This window comes from Deltaproteobacteria bacterium, from assembly GCA_019912665.1.
Lineage (GTDB): Bacteria > Desulfobacterota > GWC2-55-46 > GWC2-55-46 > GWC2-55-46 > UBA5799.
This window is the reverse complement of the sequence record JAIOIE010000021.1, coordinates 154,702-181,281: the sequence shown is the minus strand read 5'-3', so window position 1 is coordinate 181,281 and position 26,580 is coordinate 154,702. Positions and strand designations below refer to the sequence as shown.

At 58.2% G+C, this 26,580-nt stretch carries 25 protein-coding genes, 1 tRNA gene and 1 other RNA gene; 21 read left to right on the top strand and 6 right to left on the bottom strand.

The window, feature by feature from the left end; genetic code table 11:
* Positions 1-50 precede the first annotated feature (50 nt).
* Positions 51-1,295 carry an HD-GYP domain-containing protein gene (locus K8I01_10290; protein ID MBZ0220806.1) on the bottom strand — a complete coding sequence of 415 codons (1,245 nt, stop codon included), beginning with the start codon at positions 1,293-1,295 and terminating at the stop codon, positions 51-53.
* Positions 1,296-1,609: 314 nt separating this feature from the next.
* On the opposite strand from K8I01_10290, the gene K8I01_10285 reads away from it, so the two are divergent.
* From K8I01_10285 to dtd, 3 genes are all read left to right on the top strand, one after another.
* Positions 1,610-1,900 (top strand): DUF1540 domain-containing protein, encoded by a 291-nt coding sequence (locus K8I01_10285; protein ID MBZ0220805.1) that lies wholly within the window; start codon positions 1,610-1,612, stop codon positions 1,898-1,900.
* A 171-nt stretch (positions 1,901-2,071) separates the two neighbouring features.
* Entirely contained in the window at positions 2,072-2,860 is a 789-nt protein-coding gene (locus K8I01_10280; GenBank protein ID MBZ0220804.1) for an S-adenosyl-l-methionine hydroxide adenosyltransferase family protein, read from the top strand.
* The gene (gene dtd / locus K8I01_10275; protein ID MBZ0220803.1) at positions 2,861-3,307 is read left to right on the top strand and encodes a D-tyrosyl-tRNA(Tyr) deacylase; all 447 of its coding nucleotides are present in this window, start codon (positions 2,861-2,863) and stop codon (positions 3,305-3,307) included. It abuts the gene before it with no gap.
* On the opposite strand, the gene K8I01_10270 is transcribed toward dtd, so the two are convergent.
* Positions 3,308-3,673, bottom strand: coding sequence for a DUF1232 domain-containing protein (locus tag K8I01_10270; GenBank protein MBZ0220802.1), 366 nt, complete (start codon positions 3,671-3,673; stop codon positions 3,308-3,310).
* A gap of 47 nt (positions 3,674-3,720) precedes the next feature.
* Between K8I01_10270 and K8I01_10265 the strand changes: the two genes are divergently transcribed.
* Complete coding sequence (locus K8I01_10265) at positions 3,721-4,140, top strand: secondary thiamine-phosphate synthase enzyme YjbQ (protein ID MBZ0220801.1); 420 nt, start codon at positions 3,721-3,723, stop codon at positions 4,138-4,140.
* Positions 4,137-5,027: a sugar kinase gene (locus tag K8I01_10260; GenBank protein ID MBZ0220800.1), complete on the top strand. Its 891-nt coding sequence runs from the start codon at positions 4,137-4,139 to the stop codon at positions 5,025-5,027. The genes K8I01_10265 and K8I01_10260 overlap by 4 nt, the downstream gene beginning before the upstream one ends.
* A 50-nt stretch (positions 5,028-5,077) precedes the next feature.
* On the opposite strand, the gene K8I01_10255 is transcribed toward K8I01_10260, so the two are convergent.
* From K8I01_10255 to K8I01_10240, 4 genes are all read right to left on the bottom strand, one after another.
* Positions 5,078-5,551: a cytochrome c gene (locus K8I01_10255; GenBank protein ID MBZ0220799.1), complete on the bottom strand. Its 474-nt coding sequence runs from the start codon at positions 5,549-5,551 to the stop codon at positions 5,078-5,080.
* Complete coding sequence (locus K8I01_10250; GenBank protein ID MBZ0220798.1) at positions 5,548-6,105, bottom strand: DUF3365 domain-containing protein; 558 nt, start codon at positions 6,103-6,105, stop codon at positions 5,548-5,550. The genes K8I01_10255 and K8I01_10250 overlap by 4 nt, the downstream gene beginning before the upstream one ends.
* 104 nt (positions 6,106-6,209) lie before the next feature.
* Positions 6,210-8,396, bottom strand: a complete 2,187-nt coding sequence (gene glyS, locus K8I01_10245) for a glycine--tRNA ligase subunit beta (GenBank protein MBZ0220797.1) — start codon at positions 8,394-8,396, stop codon at positions 6,210-6,212.
* Between the two features lie 596 nt (positions 8,397-8,992).
* Entirely contained in the window at positions 8,993-9,763 is a 771-nt protein-coding gene (locus tag K8I01_10240) for a response regulator (GenBank protein ID MBZ0220796.1), read from the bottom strand.
* Positions 9,764-10,085: 322 nt separating this feature from the next.
* Here K8I01_10240 and K8I01_10235 point away from each other — a divergent pair.
* The 16 genes from K8I01_10235 (at position 10,086) to murG (ending at position 26,570) form a co-directional block, all read left to right on the top strand.
* A tRNA-Ile gene (locus K8I01_10235) sits at positions 10,086-10,161 on the top strand.
* Positions 10,162-10,188: 27 nt separating this feature from the next.
* Positions 10,189-10,920, top strand: coding sequence for a hypothetical protein (locus K8I01_10230; protein ID MBZ0220795.1), 732 nt, complete (start codon positions 10,189-10,191; stop codon positions 10,918-10,920).
* Complete coding sequence (locus tag K8I01_10225; GenBank protein ID MBZ0220794.1) at positions 10,921-11,499, top strand: ribonuclease HI family protein; 579 nt, start codon at positions 10,921-10,923, stop codon at positions 11,497-11,499. It begins immediately after the preceding gene.
* Positions 11,500-11,571: 72 nt separating this feature from the next.
* An RNA gene (rnpB, locus tag K8I01_10220) (RNase P RNA component class A) lies at positions 11,572-11,942 on the top strand.
* A gap of 294 nt (positions 11,943-12,236) precedes the next feature.
* Positions 12,237-13,679: a HAMP domain-containing protein gene (locus K8I01_10215; protein MBZ0220793.1), complete on the top strand. Its 1,443-nt coding sequence runs from the start codon at positions 12,237-12,239 to the stop codon at positions 13,677-13,679.
* Positions 13,669-14,514, top strand: coding sequence for a tetratricopeptide repeat protein (locus K8I01_10210; GenBank protein ID MBZ0220792.1), 846 nt, complete (start codon positions 13,669-13,671; stop codon positions 14,512-14,514). The genes K8I01_10215 and K8I01_10210 overlap by 11 nt, the downstream gene beginning before the upstream one ends.
* Positions 14,515-14,980: 466 nt before the next feature.
* Positions 14,981-15,415, top strand: a complete 435-nt coding sequence (gene mraZ, locus K8I01_10205) for a division/cell wall cluster transcriptional repressor MraZ (GenBank protein ID MBZ0220791.1) — start codon at positions 14,981-14,983, stop codon at positions 15,413-15,415.
* A gap of 3 nt (positions 15,416-15,418) precedes the next feature.
* Positions 15,419-16,354 carry a 16S rRNA (cytosine(1402)-N(4))-methyltransferase RsmH gene (gene rsmH / locus K8I01_10200; protein MBZ0220790.1) on the top strand — a complete coding sequence of 312 codons (936 nt, stop codon included), beginning with the start codon at positions 15,419-15,421 and terminating at the stop codon, positions 16,352-16,354.
* Positions 16,355-16,432: 78 nt separating this feature from the next.
* Entirely contained in the window at positions 16,433-16,777 is a 345-nt protein-coding gene (locus tag K8I01_10195) for a cell division protein FtsL (GenBank protein ID MBZ0220789.1), read from the top strand.
* Entirely contained in the window at positions 16,774-18,738 is a 1,965-nt protein-coding gene (locus K8I01_10190; GenBank protein MBZ0220788.1) for a transpeptidase family protein, read from the top strand. The genes K8I01_10195 and K8I01_10190 overlap by 4 nt, the downstream gene beginning before the upstream one ends.
* A 117-nt stretch (positions 18,739-18,855) precedes the next feature.
* The gene (locus K8I01_10185; GenBank protein MBZ0220787.1) at positions 18,856-20,385 is read left to right on the top strand and encodes a UDP-N-acetylmuramoyl-L-alanyl-D-glutamate--2,6-diaminopimelate ligase; all 1,530 of its coding nucleotides are present in this window, start codon (positions 18,856-18,858) and stop codon (positions 20,383-20,385) included.
* Positions 20,382-21,776, top strand: coding sequence for a UDP-N-acetylmuramoyl-tripeptide--D-alanyl-D-alanine ligase (murF, locus tag K8I01_10180; GenBank protein ID MBZ0220786.1), 1,395 nt, complete (start codon positions 20,382-20,384; stop codon positions 21,774-21,776). Before K8I01_10185 ends, murF begins: the two co-directional genes overlap by 4 nt.
* Before the next feature lie 111 nt (positions 21,777-21,887).
* Positions 21,888-22,958, top strand: a complete 1,071-nt coding sequence (gene mraY / locus K8I01_10175; GenBank protein MBZ0220785.1) for a phospho-N-acetylmuramoyl-pentapeptide-transferase — start codon at positions 21,888-21,890, stop codon at positions 22,956-22,958.
* A gap of 17 nt (positions 22,959-22,975) precedes the next feature.
* On the top strand, positions 22,976-24,349 hold the full coding sequence (gene murD, locus K8I01_10170; GenBank protein ID MBZ0220784.1) for a UDP-N-acetylmuramoyl-L-alanine--D-glutamate ligase: 1,374 nt from the start codon (positions 22,976-22,978) through the stop codon (positions 24,347-24,349).
* On the top strand, positions 24,346-25,446 hold the full coding sequence (gene ftsW / locus K8I01_10165) for a putative lipid II flippase FtsW (protein ID MBZ0220783.1): 1,101 nt from the start codon (positions 24,346-24,348) through the stop codon (positions 25,444-25,446). The genes murD and ftsW overlap by 4 nt, the downstream gene beginning before the upstream one ends.
* A 5-nt stretch (positions 25,447-25,451) precedes the next feature.
* Positions 25,452-26,570 (top strand): undecaprenyldiphospho-muramoylpentapeptide beta-N-acetylglucosaminyltransferase, encoded by a 1,119-nt coding sequence (gene murG / locus K8I01_10160; GenBank protein MBZ0220782.1) that lies wholly within the window; start codon positions 25,452-25,454, stop codon positions 26,568-26,570.
* The last annotated feature ends 10 nt before the right edge of the window (positions 26,571-26,580 follow it).

Genomic DNA, 26,580 nt, shown 5'->3' with positions numbered 1-26,580 from the left:
TCCGTTTAAAGAATGGATTGAAAACTGGCGGTTTTTCAGCACACACCCGGTCAGTTGGCGCAGAGGGCAGGGATATGGAAGGCGAATTCCTCGGGCTTTTTAGACCCGACGATCCACCTCCCGGCGTCCTCCTTGAGGTCGGTTTCCAGGGGCACGGGGAAAGGCAGGCCCTCCCTGTCCGCTATAAGGAGCACGCGGGGCTTAAGCGGGTGCGAGTGGTTTATCATATTGACGATGGCCGCCTCGCCTGTATTGAGCTCTACGCAGGTCCCGATGGGGTAGACCCCCAGGCATTTTATGAGCCTCTCTACAAGTTCCGGGTCGAAGAGGGAGCCTCTTGAATGGTATAGCCTCTTGAGCGCGTCCTCCGGGCGCATGCCTTTCTGGTAGACCCTGTTGCTGGTCATCGCATCGTACACGTCGGCTATTCCAGTTATGCGCGCGTAGAGGTGTATGCCGCTTCCTGAAAGCCGCATGTGGTAGCCGCTCCCGTCGAAGCGCTCGTGGTGCTCGAGCACCACCCTCAAAGCGGGCTCCTTCACGCATTTCATACCTGCGAGCACGTCCTTGCCGAGCTCCGTGTGCTTTTTCATGACCGTGAACTCGCCTTCGCTAAGGCGGCCGGGCTTGTTAAGGAGGTCTCCTGGCACGAGCATCTTCCCTATGTCGTGGAGTATGGCCCCCAGGCCGAGCTGGTCGAGGTCGTCTTTCTCGAGCCCGAGGTGCCTGCCGACCGCGAGCGAGAGTATGCACACGTTCACGGAATGAGCGAAGGTGTAATCGTCGAAGCTCTTGAGCCTTGCAAGGCTAGTGAGCGCGTCCTGGTTCCTTATTACCGAGTCGACCATGCGGCCGACGGTTTCGAGGACCCTGTCCGAGTCTATACTCTGCCCGGACCTGGCGTTCTGGAGGAAGTCCCTAACCACCTGCTCGGCGTCATGCCGGATGTCCTCGGCTTCCGCAAGCTCTTTCTTGAACTCGCGATACGGGTCGGACGGGTTGTCTTTGCCGCTTTCTGCCCCTTGGGCCCCTTCATCTGCAGCCGTGAGCGTTTCTGTTCCGGGGTAAAAAGGCGCTCCTGCGGCCCCGTCCCCGTCATTTGCCGCGTGCTGGGCCGCTTCCTTTTCATTCAGTGAAATGTATACATGGGCGTATCCCCTGGCGGACATCCTCGTCAGGTCGTCATCCGAGCGCACGAGGATGTCATTCACGAGGAAAACCGGGCTCATGCCGCGCTTCTCGACGCCGCAGACATACATGCCTTTTTCCAGCTCAGAAAGTCTTATTTTTTTCATCATATATTTAAGCCGTCCGGAGGGCGATTTTATCCAGACAACCTCCAGAAATTGATCTTTTCCCCGGACTCTGCGTCAGGCCGGTAATAAAAATGCTCACATATTGTCATATATGCTCCGCTTTTTATTCCCGGCCTTCCTTGATTGCGGGAAAAATCTCTAATTTTTAGAGGTTGCCTCCACTCAGATTTATCGGAAACGGGCAGGAAATCTTTAGGGTTTAATGCGGATTGACACGGCCCGGAACGGGGTTATACTCAGATTTACAGGGGATAGGGCGGCCCGGATTCCAAGAATTAAAAAGGGGGGTACAAATGGCCATTACAATGCCGAAGATAATGAGCTGTACGGTGCTTGAATGCGCGTACAACACAAACAGCGAATGCCACACGATGGCTATCACGGTCGGCGACGGCGGGCATGCCACATGCGATACCTTCTACAGGGCCCCGACAAAGGGCGGGGCGGACATCGTCGGCGGCGTAGGGGCATGCAGGGCCTACGAATGCAATTATAACAAGTCCTACGAGTGTACCGCCCCCGGCATAAACGTCTCCCACCACAGCGAGCACGCGGACTGCAAGACATTCTCGCCCAGAGGCTGAGCCGGCACAGACTTAAGGGCTGGAGGGTAACCCTGCCCTTCAGCCGCTGCTTGCCCGGCCCTTCTGTCACGTTCACTCTCCTTTCATGCTTTTCTAACCCGGATATTGGATGGCGAAGCCCGCGTCTGCGGGATTGAAAAACCGGCCCCTGTGTAATAGACTATTCCCGCAATGGAACGGATAATCACGTTGACGACCGATTTCGGGCTGAAGGACCCCTACCAGGGCGCCATGAAAGGCGCCATCTTGTCGATCAACCCGGGGGTCCGGATCGTTGACATAACCCACCTTGTCCAGCCCGGAAACATACTCGAAGGAGCGTTCGTGCTCCTGGGCGCTTCCCGCTATTTCCCTGAAAAGACGATCCATGTGGCGGTCGTGGACCCCGGTGTCGGGGGGGACAGGAAACCGATACTGGTCGAGACCAGAAGGTTTTTCTATATCGGCCCGGATAACGGTCTATTAAGTCCCTCGGTCCGCGAAGACGGCATTTTAAGGGCAGTCGAGCTTACAAATAGGGAGCTCTTCAGGGACGAGGTCATGAGCACCTTCCATGGAAGGGATATTTTCGGCCCGGTCGCGGCTCACTTAAGCCTCGGCGCAAAGCCCGAGGAGACGGGGCAGGCGCTCGATAAGATACTGGCGCTTGACCTCCCGAAGACAGTTCCCGAAAAGGGCGGCCTGAGAGGCGAGGTCGTCTATATAGATTCTTTCGGAAACCTCATAACGAACATCCGGCGCGAGGACCTCTCAGCCCTGGATGGGACGGCGGTAGAGGTGACCGTCAAGAATGCCGCGCTCACCGGCCTCAAAAAGACATACGCCATGGTCGAGAAGGGCGCCGCCACGGCCCTCATCGGAAGCACCGGGTATCTCGAGGTCGCGGTCAATCGCGGAAACGCCGCAGAGGCCCTTGGGGCCCGCGTGGGCGATACTGTAGCGGTGAGGGCTGTGAAGTAGATGAGGGCCGTGGTCCAGAGGGTTGCGTCCGCCTCGGTTTCCGTTTCCGGCCGGATGACAGGGGTTATAGAAAAAGGGCTCCTCGTATTCGTGGGTGTCGAGAAGGGGGACGGCCCGGAGGATCTGGATTACATGGCTTCCAAGATAACCGGCCTGAGGGTATTCGAGGACCGCCAGGGCAAGATGAACCTGGACGTAAAAGAGGCGGGCGGGTCGCTTCTCGTCATCTCGCAGTTTACGCTACTCGGGGACTGCCGCAAGGGCAGGAGGCCCTCCTTTGACAGGGCCGAGGAGCCCCAAAGTGCAAGGAAAATTTACGAGGCGCTCGTCAAGAGGCTCGGCGAGTCGGTCAGGGTGGAGACTGGCGAGTTCCAGGCGCACATGGAGGTGGAATCGATAAACGACGGACCGGTCACGCTAATGCTCGACAGCAGGAAGGTCTTTTGATTACCCTTCTCGGACCGGCCTTTCGCATTCTTCGATTATTTCCCGCGGGATAAGCCTGAGCGCCGCTATTGCAAGGAGCGGCACGATTATAAGGTCGTCAAGCTGGCCCAGGACCGGGATAAAGTCCGGGATCAGGTCGAATGGGAGGAGAGTATATCCGACCGCAAGCCAGAGGAGGAGCTTCGGAGCCAGAGGGGTCCGGGGATGGCCGATAACGAGCCTATAAAGCTTGATTCGCTTCTTAAGCCCGGCTGCCGTTTCCTTAAGCGCCTGCAATGCCCTATGACATAGATTATACAATAATAAAGTGCAATAGGGAATTTGCAAAACCAGCAAAAGCCCTTTGCGGCGGTTTGAAATCGGCATAGTAGCCCCGGTTTGACAGCACTGTCTTAAGGTGCTATCTTTCCCCAATGACCTTCTCCTCTTATATCGACATAAGCTCAAAGGGCTTTTCCGACATAATCGACATCACTTCAAAAGTCGAGGCGGCGCTTAATGAGTCTGGCATGAGGGATGGGCTTATCTCCGTCTTCGTCGTCGGCTCGACTGCTTCCATCACAACGATAGAATACGAGAAAGGCGTAATCGAGGACTTGAAGGACGCCATAGAGCGCATGGCGCCTAGGGGCATCCCTTACAAGCACGACAGCCAATGGGGCGACGGCAACGGTTTCGCCCACGTGCGCGCGTCACTTCTTAAGCCGGGAATAACCATACCGGTCATCGGAGGCTCAATGGCCCTCGGGACCTGGCAGCAGGTAGTGCTCATAGATTTTGACAACAGGCCGAGGAAACGCAGGGTGGCCGTGCAGGCGGTGGGAGAGAGATGAAGGTAGTAGGCCTCGGGCAGTGCTCACTCGACTACATAACGCTACTCGACGGTTTTCCGCCGGAGGATGAGAAAAAAGAGGTCCTCGACTTCACTGTCCAGGGAGGCGGGCCGGTAGCCACGGCCCTCGTGACCCTGAGCCGCCTCGGAGTAAAGACCGCTATAATAGGCAGGGTATCGGACGACCCTGCGGGAGACGAGATAAGACGGGGGCTCAAGGCCGATGGGGTGGACGTAAAGGGCCTTCTTGCCAAGCCCGGCGGCAGGTCGCAGCAGGCCGTCGTAATGGTGAACAAAAAGACAGGCTCAAGGACCATCTGCTGGCAGAGGCCCACGGTTGAGCCCCTTTCGGAGCGCGAGGTCGACCCTGCTTTCTTTAAGGGCGCTGGCTTTCTCCTCCTCGACGGCCTCATGACCGAGGCCTCCTACAAGGCAGCGGAGCACGCAATCCGGCTCCGCATCCCCGTCATGCTCGATGCCGGGAGCATGAGGCCGGGAATGCTCAGGCTCGCGTCCATGTGCGATTACGTGGTCTCTTCGGACCGGTTCGTCTCGGACCTGAAGCTCAGCATAAAGGAGGCCTTCAAGAAGCTCAGGACCGGCAGGACCAGGGCGATAACCGTAACCGTGGGCGACAAGGGGAGCTTCACCTTCTCCGATGGCAAGGTATACCTCCAGAAGGCTTTCAAGGTGAAGGCAGTGGATACTACCGGGGCTGGCGACGTCTTCCACGGCGCTTACGCGTACGGGGTTATTCAGGGCTGGGACATCAAGAAGACCGTTGAGTTCGCCTCTGCCGTTGCTGCCATGAAGTGCAGGGAGCTCGGCGGCAGGGCCGGAATACCGGCGTTGAACGAGGCGCTGAAGTTTATCAAGGAATCAAAATAATGAAGGGGCGGTCTCCCGCCCCTTCATTATTTTGGCTTTGATCATGGTTCTCAGTGCCTGAACTTCTCGTGGCACGAATTGCAGTTTTTTATGAGCCTTGAAAGGTCCATGAGGGCCTTGTCCCTGTTGCCAGCCTGAGCTGCTTCCGCGAGCTCGTCTGCGGTAACGTGCACCGCCTTTCCGAGCGAAAGGAAGTCTGTCTCGCCGGTCATTTCACCTACTGCTTCACACCGCTCCTCCTCTTCAGGCGTCCAGCCGAGCCCACGCGCAATTGAGGCGGCCTTATTCATATCGTTTGCGCCGAGCGCGGCTGCTATCTCGCTCACAGTGTCGAGGTGCTGGCGCATCATCCTCTTCTGCATCGCCTTCATGGGCTCAGGGAGCTTAAGCTCCACCCTGTCATCGGGTTTGGGCCCGCCCATCTTCATCATCTTCTCGTGGATGGCATTGTGGTCGGCGGCATAGGATGTTCCTGCAGCCGCCAGAAGGCCGGCGGACAATATGAACGCTAAAGCTCTTTTCATCTCTTTTCTCCTTCGGGGTTTTCAGGCGCCATTACGGAGATGACGCCGCGTAGGTCGCCGGGCCTGTATCCGAATGCCTTGTCGTCCGGATATTTCTCCTTTATGAAAGCGGGCCTCGCGTCCCTGTCGCCGTGGCAGGCGAGGCAAGCCTCCTCGACGAATATGGGCCTGGTTGCGCGGAAGTAGGATTTTCCGTCGATTATCAGCTCGTCCCGGACCTCGTTCAGGTCTTTCTCGTCCGCGAACCTTTTTATAAGCGCGGCCTCTTCAGAGGCCGCCTTGTTAGCCGGGTTTCTGTACTTTTCAGTAGCGTGGCGTATCTTCATCCCCCCGGTTTCGGAGAGTTCCTTTACGCGGGCCCCCACCCTGCCGCAAATGTTCTTGAAAGTTTCCGGCGTTATTTCCATGCCAGGCTCTATGAAGGCCTTTGCAAGGCTTGAGCGCATATCTATTATTTCGGCCGCGGCATTGGAGGCCTCTTCCATTTGACCTGTTTCGGCGAAAGCCGGTGTTGCGGCCAATATGAATGCTGCGGCAACCAGCTTGAAATCCATCTTCCCTCCTGCAGGGTACTTTTAAGATACCATGAACTGGAATGGATGTTTAAGACATATGTCAGGAAATCCGTCCGTGAAGCCTCAAGCCGCCTGGAGGATCGCTATACCGTCAATTTAGAAAGATCGGCAATGCCGGAATAGAGATCCCTTACCGAGGCGAGGAGCTTAAGGCGGTTCCTCTTTATTTTCTCGTCCTCGACCATGACCATGACCTCGTCAAAGAAGGAGTCTATCCTGTCCTTTATCGAGGCCAGCGCCTCGAAGGCTCCTGCGTATTCGCCAAGTTTCCGGCGCTCCTCCATTACCGGGGCTATCTCCGCCCTGGCCTTTTCCAAGGCGGCTTCTGCCGGCTCGGTCAGTAGCGCCGGATCAGGTCCGCCCTCGCCCGGCTCGACACTCTTAAGTATGTTCGAGACCCTCTTGAACGCAGTCACGAGCCTTCCCGCGTCCGGGTGCGTCTTGAATCCCTCAAGCGCTTTTATCCTCCTTACCGCGTCCGGGAGGTCGAGCCAGGGGGCGGAGAGCACGGCATCTATCGAGTCGTGCGAAAGCCCCTGGGAGAGGAGCTGGTTACGGAGCCGCTCCTTGAAGAAATCGAGCACCTCGGAGCGGACTTCATTGGCGGGCCTCTTGAGCTTCGGCGCGAGGAGCTTGAGCGCCTCATCCACGAGCCCGTCAATGGGGAGGCGGAGGTCCTTCTCAAGGATGATGGCTATTATGCCGAGGGCTTGTCTCCGTAGCGCATAAGGGTCCTGAGCGCCGGTCGGGATGAGGCCTACCCCGAAGCAGCCCGCTATGGTGTCGGTCTTGTCCGCTATGCTTACGATTGAGCCCGCAATCGAGGCGGGGAGCTCTCCACCCGACGAGACCGGCATGTAATGTTCGTAAATGGCCGCGCACACCTCCGGCGCCTCGCGTCCCTTCCCTGCGTAGACCGAGCCCATTACGCCCTGGAGCTTGGGAAACTCCCCGACTACCCCGGATGTGAGGTCGGCTTTCGATAGCATGGCGGCCCTGCCTATGACGAGCTTCTGAAAGAGGCCTGGGTCAATCGCGCTACGGTCGAACCGCGCGGGGTTGAAGCTCTCCGTCAGGTAATCGGAGGGCTTCTCGCCCTCGTCCATCGGCCTTGAAAAGCCGGCCTTTCCGCCTATCGCAAGGGCGAGGGCCGTAAACCTTTCGGCCTTCTCGTAAGATGTGCCGAGCTTGGCCTGGAATACGACGCCCTTGAGCTTTTCGGCCATTTCCGCAAGTGGCTTTCTTACGTCCTGCTCGTAGTAGAATTTGGCGTCGTTGAGCCTGGCCCTCAAGACCCGCTCGTTGCCTTTCCTTACGATATCCATGTCCTTGGCAAGCGTGTTGGCGACCGTTATGAAATAGGGGAGGAGCCCGCCTTTATCATTAAGGATGGAGAAGTACCTCTGATGCTCCCTCATGGCGTTAACGACTATGTCCCTGGGGAGGTCCAGGAACTCGCGGTCAAATGAGCCCCGAACGACGACAGGGTATTCTACAAGCCACGAAACCTCCTCAAGGAGCGCCTCGTCTGGCATTACGCTCCCGCCCGCTTCCCTGGCGGCCTTTTCGATGCCTTCGGATATGATGCGTTTCCTCTCGGCCTGGTCTGCTATCACAAAGCTTTTTTTGAGCCCTTCGAGGTACGACTCAATGGAGGCGACCTTTACGGGCCTGAGCTTCGAATCCTCGCGCTCCGAAAGAAATCTGTGGCCGTATGTGACCCTGGAGCTCTTTATGTGTCCGTGGCTGAAATCGACCGGTTCCCCCCCGAAGAGGAGGAGAATCCAGTGGATGGGGCGGGAGAACGAGATATCGTGGGAACCCCACCTCATGGACTTGGGGAGGAAGTCCCTTGAGAGCATGTCGGCGACGACGTCAGGGAGTATCCTTGAGGTGGCCTCGCCCTTGACCTCCTTTATCGCCATTACGTATTCGCCCTTGTCCGTCTTTACGCTCTTTAGCTCAGATACATGGACGCCTTGGGACCGCGCAAAGCCCAGGAGCGCGCCTGTGGGCTTCCCTTCCGCGTCATAAGCCGCCTTCGTGTTCGGGCCCTTGATCTCAAGGAGCGAATCGGGCTGCCTTTCGTCGAGCCCCTCGACCATGAGGGTCAACCGCCTCGGGGTGCCGAGCGCCCGAATAGCGCCGAACTTGAGCTTGCTTGATTCGAGCCCCTTCCTCAGAAAGCCTTCGAGCGCGGAAAGCGCCCTGGGCGCCACCCCGGCCGGGAGTTCTTCTGTTCCTAACTCGAAAAGCAGGTCTTTCGCCATTTTCCCTCTGTTCAATAGGAGTTGCAGACAAATTTACCAAAGCCACGGTTATTTTCAACCTATTTTAACGAGTCAGAAAAAGAGGTGGGAGTCCTTCTTTTTTTTAGAAAAAGCAAACGACATTTATGAAGTCCGGTTTCTGAAAAGGCCTTTTGCGCGCTGCCGCGCTCTTTTTGGGCATAAGGCTCCGCTCTCGTTCCGCCTCCATCCTCCGGGCTCGGCCTTATGTCGCTCGGCCTTGGCCTCGCTCCTGCTGCCTCGCCTCGCCCGCCCTTCCTCCATCTTTATGTTCGCTTCACCTTATGCCCTCTGGTAGTTTGAAATGCAAAAACAAAGTGATGAGAGATTACTTGTGTCTTGAAACACACACATGAGGGTAAGTCGAGCTCGGCGGAAGAGCATGAACGGGCCGGGGAAGAGAACGAGGCCCTTCGCTTCACTCAGGGTAAACTCCGCGACCAGGGGCCCGTTTACAGGATGGGAGGGGCTAGCGCGAGCCCCTCGAAAACCGCGCGGCAGCGCGTTAATCGGCTTTTTGCAAGAAGGAATGACCACACTGGACTTCTGTCATGGTGCTTATTCCGTTGTCATGGTGCTTATTCCGTCTCCCTCGACACGAGCGGCGGTATGAAGGTCTTCCGGCCCCGGAGGACTATGGAGAGGGCGGTTGCCGGTATGGGCTCGAAAAGCGAGAGGCCTGACGCGGCCTCAATGCCGTTAATCGCGTTTGACCAGACTATTCGGCCGGTGCTCCTCACGTCGAGATGCTTGAGGATCACACGCACGGTCGAGTCCGTCTTTACTGGGCTCCCCATGTACCTTATTCTCATTCCGTGCCTCGATATGTCGGTCGTCTGGGTAAAGGGCCTGGGAGTTGACGAGCCGTCTTCGAAGACTTTGCAGTCCTCGGCCCAGCAAAGCCGTCTCTCCTCGCGCCTGTTCTCGCTCATGTCCCTGTATTTCGCGAAAAAGGCCGAGAGGTTGGCCCCGGTCAGGCTTTCGACCTTCTTAAGGAGCTCCTTTATGTCGAACGGTTTGATTATGTATTTCTCGTTCTGTCTTGTTATGACCTCCTGGCTTTCGAAATCGGCGCAGGTGTCCTCGGTCATGAAAAGGAACCGCTCTTTCATATTTGAATAGACCTTGAGGGTGCTCAGGTAAAGGCCCATGCCGTCGAGCCCTGGTATCCTCATGCCCGTTATGACAAGGTCGAATTTCGATTCCCTGAGCTTCCCGTACGCCTCCGTGCCGCTGGATGCGACCTCCACATTGTAGCCGGCCCCCATGAGGACCTCGGAGCAGAAACTCCGGAGCTTCTCGTCATCGTCCACAAAAAGGATTTTCTTTCTCTCCTGCCCGTCATCCATAGATTTTGCCTCGATTGGGAAGGCCCCGGCTTTCGCGTTTAGCGGTTTGAGCTTGAGGAAGGCTGGCGAAGGAAGGGCGCGTGCGGGGTTCCCTTTTGCCGGGACTTGGGCCCTTTTATTGGTCCCTAATTAAACCTTAATCTTTTAATCCTCGCTGTCAAGGCGCTGAAAACGCCTTTCGGAGCTTAAATTCCCAAGAAACGCCTTGACAAGGAAAGCTTTTATTTCTTAAAATAACATATTGACTCACGGGGGTGCGATTCACCAGCCCGCATCCGTTCCGTTCCGGGGCCCCCTGCTTTGCCGCAAGTTTAACCCATAAGGGCCCATAGCTCAGTTGGAAGAGCCACCGGCTCATAACCGGTCGGTCCCTGGTTCGAGTCCAGGTGGGCCCACCAAAAAATTCCAGCCTTGGAGGCATTTTATTGATAGAGACGTTGAGAGTCCTCGAAGAGATACAGCGGATAGACCTTGAGATAAAGTCCCTGGATGAAGAGGAAAAGGAATACCTGGGCAGGATGGAGGGGCTCGGGGCCGAGCTCGAAGGGATCGGAAAATCGGCAGCCGTCCTCGAAGAGGAGCTAGCCGGCCTCAAGGAGCAGCTCAAGGGCATCGAGGACAGGATACGGGAGAGCGCCGAGAGGATATCGAAGGACGAAGGCAGGCTCAACTCCGTCAAGAACGACAGGGAGCTCAACGCGCTTACAAAAGAGATAAACGGCGCCAACAAGTCCAGAAAGCAGGGCGAGCAGGAGAAGGCCGCCCTTATGACAAAGGTCCAGGATAAAGAGGCGGCGCTTGCCGCTAAAAAAGAGGAGCTCCGGGTCCGGCAGGAAGAATTCGACAGGCTCTCAGGCGAGCTCGAGGCCAAAAAGGACGGCTGGAGGTCGGCCCAGGAAGAAAAGCTTAAGTCAAGAGACGAGAAGAAGGCGCCCATCAGGCCGGATATAATGAGGAAATACGAGATGATTCGGTCCCGGAGGGGCGGCCTTGGGCTTGTGCTTGTAAAGGAAGAGATATGCCAGGGCTGCTTCACTCACATCCCCCCGCAGATCTTCATAATGCTTAAGAAAGGCACCGAAGAGATCCATTCCTGCCCCCACTGCCACCGGCTCCTGTACGCCGAGCTGCCCCAGGCCGAATTAGAGGCCGTATAGATGTCCCGAAGGGACAGCGGCCTCGTAACGAGATTCCTTAAAGAACTTTCCAGCACACTTGACGTCCGGGCCGCGATCAAAAGGCTCGGAATTACCGAGGACGAGGCGAGGGCCATATTGAAGGGCCTCGCCGGAGAGCCGGTCCAGGAGCCCCTTTTTGCGCCCCCGCTTTCCGGGCCTTACGAGTTGCGTGTGGACGGCGCGTCGCGCGGCAACCCCGGCGAGGCCGGCGCCGGCGCCGTCATAAAGGACCCGCAGGGGAAGGTCGTAAGGGAGCTCAGGAAGTATCTCGGCGTAACTACCAATAACATGGCGGAGTACAAGGCCCTCGTAATGGCCCTTGCAGAAGCCAGGTCAATGGGCATAAGGGACATAGAGGTATTCGCCGACTCCGAACTTGTCGTAAAGCAGATGACTGGAGCATACAGGGTCAAGAGCGAGGAGCTTAAGCCCCTTTTCGAGGAGGCGGCGCGGCTCATGAAGGGCTTCAGGACCTCCAAGATAGTCCACGTCTACAGGGAAGAGAACAGCCTCGCTGACAAGCTGGCCAACGAGGCTATAGAGCGGCGGGGGCAGTGACCCGGAGTACTTCGCAGCAGCTCTGGTATGGGCTTTAAGTTTTCATCCGAATAGTGTAATATTATACACGCCGGAGGCTGCCGGGCGGCCACCGGCCTTCGGGCCGGAGGAAAGTCCGGACACCACAGGGCAGGGAGGTCGCTAACGGCGACCGGGGGCGACCCCAGGGACAGGGCCACAGAAAAGATACCGCCGCCCGAAAGGGCGGTAAGGGTGAAAAGGCGGGGTAAGAGCCCACCAGCCTGCCGGGTGACCGGCAGGGCTTGGCAACCCCCTCCCGGTGCAAGGCCAAATAGGTTCCGCATCAAGGACTGCCCGTCCTTTTCCTTCGGGAGGGCGGAACGGGTTGGCCGCTCGAGCCTGCCGGCAACGGCAGGCCTAGACGAATGGCCGCCGCCCGGTTTTTACCGGGAACAGAATCCGGCTTACGGCAGCCTCCGGCTTTTTTTAATCAGGTGTTCGGAATGTAATCGCACTGGAGAGGTACGGCACGCGTCAGCTCCGTTCGGCAGTTCCTTTTTCCCCGTTCTTAAAGGGATTTAATCCGCCGCGCCCCCGTGGTTTAATAAACCGGCCTTAATCTCTCCGAGAGTCTCCCATTTCCCCTAAATGCTTTTCCGTGACCGCGGTCACGGGCATTACATGCGATTTGTGTTTTTTTAGCGCGCCGGGGGTGAGTCTAGCTATGCGGCTCGCCGGCATAATGGCGCTTTTCCTTCCATCGGTGACGGTCGGACTTGAAGATAGGCATCAAGATAAAGCTGGCGGTCATACTCTCGACCCTCCTTTTCGCGGCCACCGTTTCCATAGGCGCGATCCTCATATTGCAGCACAAGTCCGACCTCGAGGAGCAGCTCCGCTCAATGGCCGGGACCATAACCCACGAGTTCGCGAACGGCTCCAAGATGCCATTCATGCAAAAGGACACGCTGGGCATGACGCTCGCCGTCCAGAACATACTCAAGTATCCCGGAATACTGGACGCCTACATCCTTAACCACAGGTTCGAGGTCGAGGCGCACAAGGACGTGCTCGAGGCTGGCGGCGATTTCGCGTTATTCGACACCGGTCTCATAATGGCCCGGCACGGCGAGGAGGCACCGTGGACCATAGACCACGGTGACGAGAAGTCAATTACATTCGCCTCCCCCATAGTATTCAGGGATACGACCGTCGGCTACACGGTAGTGTCCTTCTCTAAGGGCTTTATCAGGGAGCAGGTAAGGCGCGCGGTAACGAGGGTGACCATAATCGGTTTCATGGTGGCCGGGGCAGTCACGCTTTTTTCAATCCCGCTCGCCTCGGGGCTCTTGAGGCCGGTCCTCAGGCTCTTCCAGGGCACCAGGGAAATAGCCCTGGGGAACTTCGACTACCGCATCCCGGAGGTGAGAAAGGACGAGATAGGCGACCTGGTGGCCTCGTTCAACAGGATGGCCTCGGACCTGAAGAAAAAGGAGATACTGAGGGGGGTCCTTAACCGCTATGTCAGCCGGCACGTGGCCGACGAGATATTCAGGGACCCGGAGCGAGTAAGGCTCGGGGGCCACAGGAGGGAGGTAACGGTCTTTTTCGCGGATATCCGGGGCTTCACCTCCATGTCGAGGAAGATGGAGCCGGAGGAGATAGTCGAACTCCTCAACAGGTATTTCACGGTCGTAACCGACATGGTTTTCAGGTTCGAGGGCACGATAGACAAGTTCATAGGCGACGCGGTCATGAGCGTTTTCGGCTCGCCCATAAGGAGCCTTTCGCACCTCGAACAGGGCGTGAAGGCGGCAATGGCCGTGAAGCTCGCGGTCGAGAGGATGAACTCGCTCAGGGCGGAGCGCGGAGAGACGGCCCTTGAGATGGGCATCGGTCTCGACGCGGGCGAGGTCATCGTCGGGAACATGGGCTCAAGCGTCAGGATGGAGTATACCGCGGTGGGAGACCCGGTCAACACGGCCTCGAGGCTCACCGACCTGGCGAGGGGCGGGGAGATACTCGTAAGCGAGTTCATCTACAGCAGGGTGGCCGCGGACGTGGTCGCCGAGGAGATGCGGGGCGTATACTTGAAGGGCTTCGATAAACCCGTTACGCTCTATAACATAAAGGAGCTCGGGCCGCGCTGGGCAGGCGAGGTGGAAGGGGTCGTAAGCCTCGCGTGCAGGGAGCTCAGGGAGGAAGGCTTTGTTATTTAGGCTGTCTATGACGATAGCGCTCTTCGCCCTCATGGCCGGATGCGTGCAGATGTCCACGCGGTACGCGCAGGGCACCGAATACGACAGGGCCGTCCTGCTGTACGAGAACGGCAGGCTGTCCGAGGCCCGGGAGAAGGCGAGCAGGATACCCAGAAGCGACCCGAACTACAGGGCCTCGAGGAAACTCCTCCAGGACATAAACTCCATATCCATGCAGCTCTCGAGGAGGCACATGGATATGGCCGAGGATTACGAAAGGGCCGGGATACTGTCGAAGGCAGCGGCTGAGTACAGGGACTCTCTCCGGTACAACCCCGATAACCTGCTCGCCAGGCGCAAGCTCGATCTCGTAACCGAGGCGATGAGGTCCGGTCAGGCGCCGCCCAGGACGGCGGTATCCTCCGGCGCCGCTTTCCAGGCCGGGAAAAAAGCCGCCGCGGCCCCGGCCACGGCGGTGAAAAAGATCATCGCCAAGGACGACGCGCCCGAGGACCTGGCCAACCTCCATTACCTTAAGGGCAAGGTCTATCTCGAGTCGAGCGCATACCACAGGGCCATCGAGGAGTTTACGGCCGCTTTGAGGATAATCCCCTCATACATGAACGCGAAGGAGCTCCTTGAGAAGGCCGCCTCCGAGCGGGACAAGGCGGTTGAAAAGCACTTGAGAAACGGCATCGCGTATTTCCAGAGCGAGGAGATGGAGCTCGCCATAAAGGAATGGGATACGGTCCTGGAGCTCGATCCCTCGAACAGGGTGGCCGCCGATTACAAGTACAGGGCCGAGGTCATACTTGAGAGGTTCGAGAGAATACGGGGGAACCAGCGCGAGGGCTAAGCCGATATGAGCCGGTTCGCCTTCCCTATTTCGGGCGCTCGGCAGAATGCATCTCGAAAAGAGATGAGCTAAAAATAGAGACTTTTCAAAAACAATGCGCCTGTCAGTTCCTGATTGCGCTCCCCCTGAACAAACTCGAAAATAATAGAAACCGCACGGTAATCCCACTTACGGCCTCAACACCTCCTTTGGATTGAATTTTCGAAGGATTTTTGCCGCTCACCCGAGTTGAGACCCCACTAATAGTATCCCTTGAGATCCCTTCTACTATAAGTTGAATGCGGCTGATTTCCCGAGAATTTCTGAAGCCTTACCTTCTTAGATTTCCCTTGACAAAGAATTTCATCAGGAATATAGTTGACCAGCGTGTGGTATAAAGTGGTATTAAGTGGTATAAGAGGCCCCCAAGTGGAATGAAATGCATTCCTAAACCTGCTGATTCCATGCAGACCGGGGAAGATAAGCGATGTTCAAGGGCAGGTACGAGCACCTAATCGATTCCAAGGGCAGGATCAGCATACCCTCGAGGTTCAGGGAGACGCTGAACGAGAGATACGATTCCCGCCTCGTCGTGACCAATTACGACGGCTGCCTCATAGCCTACCCCCTTGCCGAATGGCAGAAACTCGAAGAGAAGATATCCGCCCTTCCGGAGTTCAAGAAGGACACGAAGGCGTTCCTCCGTTTTTTCTATTCCAGCGCGGCTGACTGCGCGATAGACAAGCTCGGGAGGATCCTCATCCCGCAGACGCTCAGGGACTATGCGAAGCTCGAAAAAGAGGTCGTCCTTATCGGCGCGTTCAGGCATATGGAGATATGGAGCAAGCCCCTGTGGGAGCAGGCTGCGGCAGCCGCTTCGGATGATGAGATTGTGAACACCCTCGAGCGGCTGGGGCTCTAGGAAATGGCGGAGTTCGCGCACCTTCCAGTGATGCCGGCCGAGGTCGTGGATTTTCTCGGCTGCGTCCGGGCGGGGGCCTATGTGGACGGTACGGTTGGCGGCGGCGGGCACGCCTCCGAGATACTCAGGGCGAACCCGGAGAACAGGCTGATAGGCCTGGACAGGGATTCGGATGCGCTGGCAGCGGCCCGGAAGGCGCTCGCGCCCTTTGCCGGAAGGTTCGTCCTCGTAAAGGAAAACTTCAGGAACGTAAGCGCGGTCCTCGACCGTCTCGACGAGGGTCCGGTTGACGGCATGCTCCTGGACTTGGGGGTCTCGTCATACCAGCTCGAAAGTCCGGAGCGGGGCTTTAGCTTCCGCTTCGACTCGAGGCTCGATATGAGGATGGACAGGTCCTCCGGGCTTACGGCCCGCGACCTTGTCAATACGCTCGACGAAAGCGAGCTTTTCCGCATCTTCAGGGAATATGGCGAAGAGGCGCACTCAAGGAGGATAGCCAGGGCCATCGTGAAGGCGAGGGCCGCGAGGCCGATAGAGACGACCGGCGAGCTCCAGCGCATAGTCGTCGAGGCGGTCCCGGCGAAGTTGAGGGGCGGGAGAATACACCCGGCCACGCGCGTTTTCCAGGCCCTGAGGATAGCAGTGAACGACGAGCTCGGAAGTTTAGGCGAGGGCCTCGCGGCCGGTATAGAGTCGCTTAAGCCCGGCGGCAGGATGGTCGTCATATCCTTCCACTCGCTCGAGGACAGGATCGTTAAGGACGCGTTCAGAAAGGCCGCGACCGGCTGCATATGTCCCCCGAAGTTCCCGGTCTGCGTATGTAAAAAGACGCCGCAGGCAAGGCTCGTATCGAAAAAGGCGGTCGCGCCCTCGGAGGAAGAGGTCGGGAGGAACCCGAGGGCAAGGAGCGCAAAGCTCCGTGCAATCGAGAAGCTCTGATATTGTTTTTAATCCGACCTCCGGCCGGGGGCCGGATGATGACAGGATACAAGGCGCAAAAGGCAGAAGGAGGCAATCATGGCTGAGGTGGTAAGCAAAAAGCTCGAGTTCCCCGGGGTGCTCCTCGGGCAGGACGTAAAGGCCAAAAGGGACCCGAGGGATTTGAACTTCATATACTTCGCCGTGGCCGCCTCGCTCGCCGCCATGCTTATCATATTCGGCTTCGTCTGGAGCAGGCTCATGGTGGTGAACGCCGGCTACGGGATATCGAAGGCAAACAGCACCAGGGCGGCCCTCATAGAGCAGAATAAGAGGCTCAAGCTCGAATACGTGCGCCTTAAGTCTCCGGAGAGGATAGAGGGCATCGCGGCGGAGATGGGCTTCGAAAATCCCAAGAGCGGGCAGATAATCGTCCTCAGATGAGGAGGAAGAAGCAGGCCAAAGCAGATGCGTATCTCAAGCTCAGGCTGACTGTCATCCTGGGCCTCTTCCTCGCGGCCTTCGGCATGATAATCTTCAGGGCCGTCCAGCTCCAGATCGTGAAGGGGCCGGAGCTTAAGAAGATGGCCGACAGGCAGCACAGGAAGACCCTGAACCTCCAGTCCAAGAGGGGGGACATATACGACAGGAACCTTAAAGAGCTGGCCGTGAGCATAGAGGTGGACTCGATATTCGCCCAGCCCGACAAGATAGAATCCCCCAGGGCGACGGCCAGGGCGCTCGCTCCGGTAATCGGGGTATCCTCCTTCGAGCTCGAAAAAAAGCTCTCGGGGGAGGGGAGGTTCGTGTGGCTCAAGCGCCAGGTTGACTTGAAGGGCAAGGACCGCGACATGATACGCGGCCTCGAAGGCATAGGGATTATAAAGGAGGGCAGGAGGTTTTACCCGAACAGGCAGCTCGCCTCCAACCTCATAGGCTTCACCGGCCTGGACGCAAGCGGCCTTGAAGGCGTCGAGAAGTACTATGACGCGATGCTCAAAGGCTCCTCGGCAAGGCTCACCGGGGAGAGGGACGCGATGGGCAGGGGCCTCCTTTACGAGGACCTCGACAAGACCGTGCCGCTCCAGGGCATGGAAGTCGAGCTTACGATCGACAAGTCGATCCAGTACATAGCCGAGAAGTCGCTCAAGAAGGCCGTTGACTCGTATAACGCAAAGGGCGGGACGGCCGTGGTCATGGACCCCATGACGGGCGAGATACTCGCGATGGCTACCCAGCCCTCCTTTGACCCGAACGACATACGGCGCTACGGCTCGGGAAGCTGGAGGAACAGGGCCATAGCCGACGCTTTCGAGCCGGGTTCCACATTCAAGCTCTTTCTCATTGCCGCCGCCCTTGAGGAGAACATTGTAAAGCCGGAAAGCCGTTTCTACTGCGAGAACGGCAAGTACAAGGTGGCAGACAGGGTCTTCCACGATACTAAAGAGCACGGCTGGCTTACCGTCACCGAGATACTCAAGTTTTCGAGCAACATAGGGACGGCCAAGATAGGAGAGGAGCTCGGCAGGGAGCAGATTTACAGGTATCTTAAGGCGTTCGGCTTCGGCTCAAGGAACGGCATAGACCTGCCGGGCGAGGCCGCAGGGGTCCTCAGGCACCCGAAGAACTGGTCGAAGGTCTCTCTCCATACCATATCCTTCGGCCAGGGGGTGTCGGTAACGGGGCTACAGATGATCACGGCGCTTTCTTCCATAGCGAACGGCGGCTTCCTCATGCAGCCTTACGTGGTGAAATCCGTCAAGGAGCCCGGCGGCAGGCCGGTCGCCGAGACCCATCCGGTTGTCGTAAAAAGGATCATCTCGGAGGATACGGCCAGAAAGCTTACGAAGATGATGGTGGAGGCCACCAAGGAAAAAAGCACGGGAGCGCTTGCGGCGCTTCCGGATTTTGATGTTGCCGGGAAGACCGGGACAGCGCAGAAGCCCGACTTCAAAAAGGGCGGTTATGCGAGAGGGGCATACATAGCCTCTTTCATGGGCTTTGTGCCGGCGGACGATCCGAGGCTTGCGATACTTGTGACCGTAGACGAGCCTCAGGGCGAGTATTACGGCGGGCTGGTGGCCGGCCCTGTATTCAGGGAAATAGCCGAGGAGTCATTGGCGTACCTTGGGGTTTTCAGGGAAGAGCCTGGCGCGATGAGGGTCGAAAGGGCCCTCATGCATGAGGACGCGGCGCCAGTTGACGAAACCGCCGAGGAGCCTTCCGAGATACGGCCCATGGCCGTCCCGGACTTCAAGGGGAAGTCCGTGAGAATGGTGATGAGGATGTCAAGGGAGAGGTCCTTTGATGTCGAGGTCAGGGGTAGCGGCAGGGCCGTAAGCCAGATGCCTCCGCCCGGCTCGTCCATACCGTCCAAAGGGCCGGTGATAGTGGATTTCAGGTAAAAAGAAGGGTTTGAAAAGAAAGCCCCTCTTGTGAGACAATACCGAGTTGAAGCAGGCGCCCGGGTCCCGGCTTTCGGGAACGTAAGTCGCCGGTTTCCTTAAGCTTTAAGAGGCAGCATGAAACTTGGCCAGATAACGCCGTCCCTGGGCTGCAAGGTCCTTGGAAGGGTCGATATAGAGATTACCGGCATCTCCTCTGATTCGCGAAATATCGTAAGAAGCAGCCGTCCGGGCGAAGGGGTCCTCTTCGCCGCCATTCCCGGCGAGCACGTTGACGGCCACTCCTTCATACCCCAGGCCGTTTCATCCGGCGCTCTCGCCGTCCTTGCCGAGAGGGAGACCCCTTCCATATCCGCGACCCAGCTCATAGTGCCGGACGTAAGGGAGGCCATCTCAAGGGCCTCTGACATCTTCTACGGCGAGCCGTCAAGGGAAGTAGCCGTAATAGGGGTTACTGGCACGAACGGGAAGACGACCACCACTTATCTGATCGAATCGATACTCCTTGAGGCCGGGATGAGACCCGGCGTCATAGGCACCGTAAACTACCGCTATAACGGGGAGGTCTTCAGCGCCCCCCACACCACCCCGCAGGCCCCGGACCTCCATAGGATGCTCCGGGAGATGGCGGACGCGAATGTTACGCACTGCGTCATGGAGGTCTCTTCCCACGCGCTCGAGCAGAAGCGGGCCGCGCACCTGAGGTTCAGGGCCGGGGCCTTCACAAATCTCACGCACGACCACCTTGACTACCACAAGACGATGGACGAGTACTTCAGGTGCAAGTCCATCCTCTTCGACATGCTCCGCTCATCCGGCGGAATACAAGTCATAAACATCGACGACCCCTGGGGGAGAAGACTCAAGGAGGCCAACCCGGGCGCAATCACCTTTAGCCTGAGGGACGGTGGCGCATCGGTCCACCCAAAGAGCTACTCCCTCCTCGAAGGTCGGACCGAGGCGGTCATATCGACCCCCGCGGGCGAGGCCGCGATAGATGCGCACCTGGTCGGTGAATACAACCTGCAGAACATACTCTCCGCAATGGCGGTTGCCGTATCGATGGGCATAGAGCCTAGGATCGCGGCCAGGGGCATAGGCAGGCTCGAACGCGTGCCCGGACGGCTTGAGAAGCTCGTATCAGGCGGCGAGGACGCATTCAGGGCCTACGTCGATTACGCGCATACCGAGGACGCGCTCGAGCGGGCGCTTCTTGCATTGAGGCCCGTAACGAGCGGCAGGCTCATAACCGTATTCGGCTGCGGCGGAAACCGCGATAGAAAAAAGAGGTCCAGGATGGGCGAAGCCGCGGCCAGGCATTCGGACATAGTCATAGTCACGTCCGACAACCCGAGGGACGAGGACCCGCTGGAGATAATCAGCGAGATAGAAGCGGGCATGAGGGGCACAAGGAAGTTCGCCCCAGGGGAGAGGCCCTCCGGAAAGGGCTATATGGTGATCCCCGAGAGGAGGGAGGCGCTCCGGAAGGCGGTGAGCATCGCGGGCAAGGGCGATACCATACTCGCCGCGGGCAAGGGGCACGAGGACTACCAGATAATAAAGGGCGTAAAGCACCATTTTGACGACTACGAGGAGCTTCGCTCCCTTATCCACCCCGGCGGCATGGCTGCGAGGCAGGCCCTATGAGGCCTTTAAGGGCAAAGGAGCTGGCCTCTGTTATCAAAGGGGCTGTCATAAAGGGAAGCCTTGAAACACTTGCAGGCGGAGTATCGACCGATTCGCGAAATATCAGGCCGGGCGAGGCCTTCTTCGCGCTGAAGGGGCCGAGGTTCGACGGGCACGCCTTCCTTAAGGAGATCTTTGCCAAAGGCGCGTCCATTGCAGTGGTCGAAAAAGACGACGGGCTCAGGGAGCTTCCCGCTGAGGCCGCGGTTATAAAAACAGACGACACGCTAAAGGCGCTAGGTTCCCTTGCGGCCCACTTGAGGAGCATCTACCGCATCCCGGTCGTGGCAGTCACCGGGAGCGCCGGGAAGACGACTACCAAGGAGATGATAGCATCGATACTTTCGGTATCGAGGAAGGTACTGAAGACCGAGGGGAACAGGAATAACCTCATCGGCCTTCCGCTTACGCTCCTGGGGCTCGACCCCTCGCATGAGGCGGCTGTCCTCGAGCTTGGCATAAGCGAAGAGGGCGAGATGGAGCGCCTCGCGAATATTTGCAGGCCCGACGTCGCGCTCATAACGAATATCGGAAGGAGCCATCTCCAGAGCCTCGGCTCGATCGAAGGCGTTGCAAGGGAGAAGGGACGGCTTTTCGAGCTCCTTCCGCAGCACGGTGTGAAAATTGTGAACATCGACGACCCGAGGGTTGTCAAGGCCTCAAAAGGCCCCGGCGAGACCGTCACCTATTCAATGTCGGGCAAGGCCGACGTAAAGGTCGAAAGCTGGGATTCCGAAGGCCCGTTCTCCGGGCCCTCTGCCGTCTATGAAGTCCGCGGGAAAAAGTTGGAAGCCAGGTTCGCCTCACCCGGCTTTACGAACGTCATGAACGGCGCTGCCGCCGTTGCCGCGGCTCTTGCGCTCGGGGCGCCTTTCGAAGACATGGCAGCCGGGCTCTCGGCCCCCCTTGCCGTAAAAGGGAGGATGGTGGTAGTGAGGGCCGGAGATGTAATCGTGCTTGATGACACCTACAATGCCAACCCCGAATCGATGGCAGCGGCATTGAAGACCCTCGCGGATGCGCGGGGCAGGAAAGTCGCCGTGCTCGGCGATATGCTCGAGCTCGGGAACGCGAGCGAGAGAGAGCACGCGTCAATAGGCGCGCTCGCTGCCGGGCTAGGAGTGGATTCACTTGTGGCCATAGGGGAGTTCTCAAGGAGCACGGCGGAGGCGGCGCGAGCAGCCGGGATCGAGAACTCATTCGGGTTCGCCTCAAAGGAAGAGGCCTTAAAAGCCCTCCGGGCCGTCGTATCGGACGGCGACACGGTCCTCGTAAAGGGCTCAAGGGGTGTTGCGCTCGAGGAAGTGGTCGAATTCCTGAAGCGCATGGATACCAGAAGGGCCTGCGGCTGAAGACCTGCAGGTTTCGAAAGGCTTGCGCGAATTCACTTCGGGCAAGTCGTGGCTGAAAAAGTCCAAGGAGGGACTTTTTCAGTATCATAAAAGAAAGAGAAACAGGAAGAGATGCTCTATTATTTCCTATACCCGCTGGCCAAGTACCATACGATATTCAACGTATTCCAGTACATCACCTTCAGGACCATCTACGCGGCCATAACCGCGCTCGTCCTGAGCTTCATCATAGGCCCGTACGTCATAAGGAAGCTTAAGTCCCTGAAGGTCGGCGAGGTCATACGGGACTGCGGGCCCTCGAACCACCAGAGCAAGGCCGGCACCCCGACCATGGGCGGCGCCCTCATACTGCTCGTCGTCATAATATCCGTGCTCCTCTGGGGCAACATGATGAACGAATACGTATGGCTGCTCCTTTTCGTAACGCTAGGCATGGGGACCATAGGGTTCGTGGACGACTATGACAAGGTCGTGAGGAAGAAAGGCGGGCTCAGGGCGAGGTCCAAGTTCGCATTGCAGGTCGTAGTGGCGCTCGCCGCCGCGCTATTCCTCTATTACAACGGCGCTGACACGGTCGTGTCCATACCCTTTTTCAAGGACGCCTCCTTTGACCTGAAGGCCTTCTATATCCCGTTCGTGGTCTTCGTCATCGTGGGCACCTCGAACGCGGTGAACCTGACGGACGGCCTCGACGGCCTGGCCATAGGGCCCATGATAATATCAGCGGCCACCTTCATGCTCTTCGCGTACCTCGTGGGACACGTGAAAATAGCAAACTACCTCCATGTCTTGTACGTGCCCAAGGCCGGAGAGCTTACGGTCTTTGCCGGGGCGATGGTCGGCGCTTCGCTCGGGTTCCTCTGGTACAACTCTTACCCGGCGCAGGTCTTCATGGGGGACGTGGGCTCGCTTTCGCTCGGCGGCGCGCTCGGCACCATAGCCATAATCACCAAGAACGAGTTCCTGCTTTTGATCGTCGGCGGCATCTTCGTTGTCGAGGCCCTCTCGGTCATCTTCCAGGTAGCTTCCTTCAAGCTCACCGGAAAAAGGGTATTCGCGATGGCGCCGATCCACCACCACTTCGAGCTCAAAGGTTGGGCCGAGCCCAAGATAATAGTGCGGTTCTGGATTATTTCCATAATACTCGCCCTCGTGGCGATAAGCACCCTGAAGATAAGATGATGATACGGAGCGCCGTTATGAAAGGAGACTCTATTGCCGCCGCGAAGGCGTTCCTCGAAGGGAAAAGCGCGGTCGTGGTCGGGCTCGGCAGAACCGGCATTTCGGTATCCAGGTTTCTCCGTAGCTCCGGCGCCAGCGTGATCGCGACCGACTCGAAAGAGGCTGGAAAGATAGAGGGGGTTAATAGCCTCCTTTCAATGGGGGTCAATGTAAGGGCAGGGGGCCACGACGGTGTAGGCCTCGACGGGGTAGACCTCGTGGTCGTAAGCCCGGGGGTGCCTTCGGACCTGCCGCTCCTTGAGCGGGCAAGAGAGAACGGGGCCGAGGTCATAAGCGAGATAGAGCTCGCGTGGAGGTTCATGGACGCCCCTGTCCTCGCCATAGCCGGGACCAACGGGAAGACGACCGCTACCGCCCTCCTCGGGGAAGTAATGAAAAAGGCGGGCTTCTCTGCTTTCGTCGGCGGAAATATAGGGACCCCCGCGATTGAGTACGTCGAGAACGGCGGAGGCGCGGACTTTATCGTGCTTGAGGTCTCCAGTTTCCAGCTCGAGACGACGAGGCATTTCAGGCCCCGCGTGGGGGCGCTGTTGAATATTACCGACGACCACCTCGACAGGTACAGGGACTTCGGCCATTACGCGGAGACCAAGTTCAGGCTATTCGAGAACCAGGCCGCGGGAGACTTCGCGGTCTATAACGCGAACGACCCGGCAATAACCGGAAGGGCGGGCCTCCTCGGGTGCGGAAGGGCCGTGCCGTTCACCATAGAAGGCAGTTTGGATGAAGGGCTCTTTCTGGACGGCGGCTATATAGTCTTCCGGCATGACGGCTCAAGGGAGGAGTACCCGATAAGCGGCATCAGGCTCAAAGGGCTCCATAACATCGAGAACGTCATGGCGGTCATAGCGTCTGCGCGGCTTTCCGGCGCCAATAGGGAGGCTGTTCTGGCCGCGCTCTCCTCGTTTACGGGCCTCCACCACAGGATGGAGGTCGTGAGGGAACTCGGCGGGATCACCTACATAGACGACTCCAAGGGCACTAACGTCGGCGCGCTCATGATGGCGCTTAAGGGGTTAAAGGGCCCGGTGGTGCTAATAGCCGGCGGTGTTGACAAGGGCGGAGACTACGGCGTACTCGCGGATCTCATAAAGGAAAAGGTGAAGCTCATGGTCCTCATCGGAGAGGCCAGGCCCAAGATAGAGAAGGCCCTCGGTGGATTCAGCCGGACGGTCCTCGCGGAGTCTTTCGAGGAGGCGGTTGCGACGGCGCATAAAAACGCCCTTCCCGGCGATACGATACTCCTTTCCCCTGCCTGCTCGAGCTTCGACATGTTCAGGGACTACAAGGAAAGGGGCGAGCGGTTCAGGTCGCTCGTGGAGGCCCTCTGATAAAGATAAAGGACATAGACAGGGTCCTCATAATCTCGACCCTTCTCCTCGTGGTCTTCGGGGTGGTGATGGTCTATTCCACGAGCTACGTGGTGGCGATGAAGAGGTTCGGCGACGAGTACTTCTTCGTGAAGAAGCATCTGACGTACGCCCTGGCCGGGGTCGTCATGATGATAGCCGCCTCCAGGGTGCCCTATGTCGTCTATAAAAAGATGGCCTACCCCATACTCATACTGGCCGCCATATTCCTGGTATTCATTTACATACCGGGCATAGGCTTCTCTGCCGGAGGAGCCCGGAGGTGGGTAAGGCTCGGCCCTCTCGCCTTCCAGCCTTCGGAGCCGGCGAAGCTTGCGGTCATATTCTTCCTCGCGTATTCGCTCGCGGCCAAGAAGGACCTCATAAAGACCTTTTCCCCGGGTTTCCTCCCGAACGTGCTCATACCCGGCGTGATAATCGGGCTCATCATGTTCGAGACGGACCTCGGCACCTCGCTCGCGCTCGCTTCCATTGTATTTCTTATGATATTCGCGGCGGGCGTAAGGCTCAGGTACATACTCGGCTCTCTCGCTCTCCTGGGCCTCGGCCTCTGGTTCGTGGTGCACAATTTCAAGTACATGATGGACCGGATAATGATCTTCGTCGACCCCTGGAAAGACCCTGAGGGCAAGGGCTTCCAGATGATACAGTCGTTCCTCGCCTTCGGCTCCGGCGGGCTGTACGGCGTGGGTCTCGGCGAAGGCAGGCAGAAGCTCTTTTTCCTGCCCGAGGCGCATACGGATTTCATACTCTCGGTCATAGGGGAAGAGCTGGGCCTCATAGGCGTTGCCGGCGTCGCGGCCTTTTTTGTCGTGATACTCGTCTGCGGGATAAAGGTTGCGCTAAAGGCAAAGGACCTCCATGGCCAGTACCTGGCCCTGGGCCTCACTTTCATGATAGTCTTCCAGGCCGCCATGAACATGGGGGTCGTCATGGGGCTTCTGCCCCCGAAGGGGCTGCCGCTCCCGTTTATAAGCTACGGCGGAACGGCGCTCATGGTGAACCTCATAGCCGTCGGGATATTGCTCAATATCTACATCAGGGAAAACGAGGCCTGAGGGGGATGGAGCGCCGGGAAGGAAGGGAAAAAAAGGGATTAAGGCTTGTCTTCGCGGGCGGCGGGACCGGCGGCCACCTTTTTCCAGCCATCGCACTCGCCGAGGAGTTCAGGCGCAGGGACCCCGGCATAGACATAACCTTTATGGGCGGCAGGGGCGGGCTGGAGGAGAAGGTCGTCCCGAAATACGGCTACCCGCTAAAGGTCTTCAACGTCGAGGGCTTGAAGAGGAGGAAGGGGTTCGGGCGGATAAGGGCGGTCGTAAAGGCCGCGAGGTCCACGATGGAGGCGCTCCGGCACTTCCGCTCAATGAGGCCGGACGGGGTGATAGGGAGCGGGAGCTATTCGTCGGCGCCGGTCGTGACCGCGGCGAGGCTCTTGGGGATAAGGACGGCCATATTGGAGCAGAACGCGCTCCCTGGGCTCACGAACAGGGTCCTCGGCAGGTTCGTTGACAGGGTCTACATCTCATTCGAGGAATCGAGGAGGTACTTCCCGGGCGGGCGCACGATATTGAGCGGCAACCCGGTGCGAAGGGATATCGTAAGGAAGCTCGAGGACAGGAGGGTAGCGGACAAGTTCTCGATACTCGTTTTCGGCGGGAGCCAGGGCGCTACGGCCATCAACGCAGCCTTCCTGGACGCCATAGAGTTCCTGGCCGACATATGGAGCGGCCTCAGGATAGCGCACCAGACCGGGAAGGAAGGCTACGATGCGGTAGTCGCCGCTTACAGGAGAAAGAACCTCAAGGCCGAGGTCTCGGTATTCATAGAGGACATGGGGGCCGCCTACAGCTCCGCTGACCTCGTGGTATGCAGGGCCGGCGCGACGTCGCTTGCGGAGATAACTGCATCGGGGCTCGCGGCCATACTGATACCATATCCCTTCGCGTCGGACGACCATCAGGCCGTTAACGCCGGGTGCCTTGAGAAGGCCGGGGCCGCGGTGATGATAAGGCAGGACAAGCTTACGGGCGCCACACTCGCCGAGGCCATAAAAAGGCTCTACTACGACCGCCAGGCATTGAGGCTCATGCGGGAAAGGTCGAAGGCAATGGGCAGGCCCAGGGCCGCGCAGGAAATAGCGGAAAACTTCTTGAGACTACTACCACAAGGGGCGGCTTAAAGGCGCCAAG